Raw genomic sequence first — 3,093 nt, 5'->3', positions numbered from 1 at the left:
TTTACCAAGAGTTGTCAAACAATCCGAAACTGGTTTGGAGAAATAATTAGTTATTTCGAGCGAAGGACAACGAATGGGGTGGTCGAGGGAATCAACAATAAACTTAAACTAATAAAACGAAGAGGCTATGGCTTTAGAAACTTTCGGAATTTTTGGGTTAGAAGTATGTTATCTTGGCATCTTGTCTGTTGATTTAGCATAAAGGGTAACGAAGAGCCAGATTACTTATAAGATGCTATATAATGTACACTATCTTAGATTAAATCAGATTATGTCAAAAGTATTAAGCTTCTCGATCAGCGATCGCTATCTATTCTCATCAATTAATAACTAGATGCAGCTCGAATAAGCGATCACAGGATAGCGGGGTAATCATGGCAAAAGCAAAAAGTAATAGCGGACAATCTAAAGAACCGAAAAACTACAATCACGGTCAGACACATCCCCAACGTCCCGATATTGGAACCGATGCTTGCAAAAAAAACAAGTAAATCCAACAAAAAATCATCTCTTACAAATCAATAAAGACGATATTGCCTTCATCGAATTCACCCCACCAACTTCTGACTTGATTAAATGTCGTTAATGGTAATAAGTCAACAGATTTACACTTTTATTGAACCCATAGTTAGAGTAATTTTTCTTCGCCTAAATGTAGCTTTTTCGGTGATTCCATCTTTGGCTGACTGTGGGCTATCCCTCCTACTCTTATTATTATTTACTTTAATTGTCTTACCTCTAGGATTTAGGTTTAACTTTATTAAATTTGAAATACTAACCCTGTCATGGCCAAAACTAACCCGATTGCTTGTATTTCTCTTTTTCATGCCTGCAATGGGAGAGGAAATCATTTTCCGAGTTTTACTCTTGCCCAATGTTAATTTAGAAAACCCTTCGCTTATCTCCATGTTTGTGTGGGGAAGTATTAGCTTAATTGCTTATATTGTTTATCATCCTTTGAACGCTTTAACTTTTTATCGAGCAGGTTTTCCAACTTTTTTTAACCCAATTTTTCTGTTTTCAATGACACTACTAGGCGTAATCTGTACAATTTCCTATTTTAAATCTGGTTCACTTTGGCTCTCGGTAATAATTCATTGGCTCGTTGTGGTCGGATGGCTAATTTTTTTTGATGGATACAGGATGTTATCTAAAGCAAATTAGAGATCAAATTTGTCTTGTTTTAGTTGATAGTACCAGTGAGAATCAAGACGAAAGGGTCAATTTCGTTGGGAGTATGCCAAGTTTGACGGGGTAAATCGAATAAAGCCCGCTGTTGCAGCTGTTTCTGCTCCCTAGTAGATTGCTGGTACTCGAAAATGCGCTGCTTCCAAAGGACAAGGTTCTCTTTGTCCACGACTAGCTTTTCTTGTTGACGAGGGAGCTTGCGGTCGCAACGCGCTCGCGCTCGCGAGATCGCTCTCTTTAAACAGATTGAGTTGTTTCATCAATTCTTCCCATTGTTCCGTTAACCAGTATCTAGTAACCAGTTAAGGATTTTGGGCATCTTTAGATTTATTGGGCTTTTTCCCGATTTTTAGCCAGTAACGGAACGGCGGAAATTCTCTTAATCCCCCCTACAGCGTAGGGTTGATTCATTTAAATTAAGTACAGCGGATTTTGAGTCAATAAATTTGAATGAAAATTCTCAAGTTTATCTTTTTCTAATCAAAAAAGTTAGTGACAATAACTAATCTTTAATCCTCTGCCAATATTGATTATGAATAAATTGATAAAGCTTGTTCCCAAGCCACTAAAAGCCTATCTCTCTTCAAATTTTCTGAGAGTACATCCTGTTAATTTATAGCAATTCTCTGACTTATGAGGTACAGTAGCAACAGTGAGTAAACCAATTGCGAATATCTTTTTGAGTAACTTCTAACATAGCCAATTCAATCCCTTCTATTAAGTCTTTGTAAGTTCTCGCCTTCAGTTTTCTTAACGTCGCTTTCACTTTTGACCAAAAGTTTTCAATAGGAGAGAATTCGGGAGAATAAGGAGGTAAATAGATGAGTCTAGCTTTTTCTTGTTCGATTATTTCTCTGACCATTTCTCCGAGATGAATCTTGGCGTTATCCATGATCAGACAGTCTCCTTCTTTAATTTTTGGCAGCACTTCCTTTAGAATAAATCCTTCAAATGTTACCGCATCCACTGCACCGTATATGTTGACTGATGCGACAACTTTTTCTAAGCTTATAGCACTAATTATTGAAATATTTCTCCCTCTTTTTTGTGGTTTTCTTCCCCGATCTCTTCGGCCAATTAAGGCTCTAGCATAGAGTCTCAAAAGGGCTAAATTTACCCCCGATTCATCGATGAAAATTAGTTTTGATGCCTCAATTTCCCGAACTTCTGACCAGTATTCCACTCTTTTTTGCTGTACCCTGTCACTTTCTTTTTCCGCCGCGTGTAGTGTTTTTTTTTGAAACTGTAATTGAGTTTTTGCATAAGCCGCCCCAGGGTGGCTCTACTGACTTTCACCTGTGTCTTTTCATACAGTAAGTCCGATAATTCTTCGAGAGTTGCATCATTGTTCTCTTCGATGATTTCTATTAAAATTATCAGTTGTTCACTATTTAACTTGGTTGGCGGACTTCCCCCTTGCGGACGAGGACGGATATCTCCTGTTTCTTTATGTTGCTTCAATAACTTCTGAATAAAGCTTTTAGCCACGTCAAATCTCTGGGCTAGTCCTCGAATGGAAATTTTTTCTTTCTTCCAGACATCGATAATTTTTTGGCGAAAATCTACGGAATAGGGTCTCATAGGAAGCCGGTAAGTTCTATTATTTGTCTATTTGCTTTCCATTGTACCTCATAGCTCCAAGAATTGCTATAGAGTATAATTGTTATAGAATAAGCACTTTACGTTGAAAGAGCGGCGATGAAAGAGACAACCCCAGCTGCGATGCCTCCCTGCTTTGACCGATGGTGTCGGCGGTTTGACAATTGCTTCAAAAACGAAGCGCAACAAAACGGCTTCAGACAATATTTAGGAGGATTATTAGGGGAAAGTGAGAGGAAAAACCTCACTCAAATGGCCAATAATGCCGTCGGAGTAGTTTATAACCGATTACATCACTTTTTGACC

Annotated in this window: 5 protein-coding genes; 3 read left to right on the top strand and 2 right to left on the bottom strand. The window is 38.0% G+C overall.

The genetic code is table 11. The features are described from left to right. Positions 1-192, top strand: a 192-nt coding sequence (locus PX636_RS22135; protein ID WP_288118941.1) for a transposase, incomplete at its 5' end; no start/stop codon positions are given. Positions 193-576: 384 nt separating this feature from the next. Continuing rightward, positions 577-1,164: a CPBP family glutamic-type intramembrane protease gene (locus tag PX636_RS22130; RefSeq protein WP_002797878.1), complete on the top strand. Its 588-nt coding sequence runs from the start codon at positions 577-579 to the stop codon at positions 1,162-1,164. A 19-nt stretch (positions 1,165-1,183) separates the two neighbouring features. Here PX636_RS22130 and PX636_RS22125 read toward each other — a convergent pair whose 3' ends face one another. Both PX636_RS22125 and PX636_RS22120 read right to left on the bottom strand, forming a co-directional pair. Beyond that, positions 1,184-1,357 carry a hypothetical protein gene (locus tag PX636_RS22125; RefSeq protein WP_002797876.1) on the bottom strand — a complete coding sequence of 58 codons (174 nt, stop codon included), beginning with the start codon at positions 1,355-1,357 and terminating at the stop codon, positions 1,184-1,186. Positions 1,358-1,819: 462 nt separating this feature from the next. Further along, a protein-coding gene (locus PX636_RS22120) for an IS630-like element ISMae26 family transposase (RefSeq protein ID WP_288118938.1) occupies positions 1,820-2,769 on the bottom strand; the annotation gives its coding sequence in 2 pieces (ribosomal slippage) (positions 1,820-2,427 and positions 2,427-2,769; 951 coding nt in all). A gap of 117 nt (positions 2,770-2,886) precedes the next feature. Between PX636_RS22120 and PX636_RS22115 the strand changes: the two genes are divergently transcribed. Then, positions 2,887-3,093: transposase (locus PX636_RS22115; RefSeq protein ID WP_288118936.1), on the top strand; the 207-nt coding region annotated here is incomplete at its 3' end.

Source organism: Microcystis sp. M53598_WE2, from assembly GCF_030067735.1.
In the GTDB taxonomy this organism is placed as follows: domain Bacteria; phylum Cyanobacteriota; class Cyanobacteriia; order Cyanobacteriales; family Microcystaceae; genus Microcystis; species Microcystis aeruginosa.
This window is presented reverse-complemented; position numbering and strand designations above follow the sequence as displayed.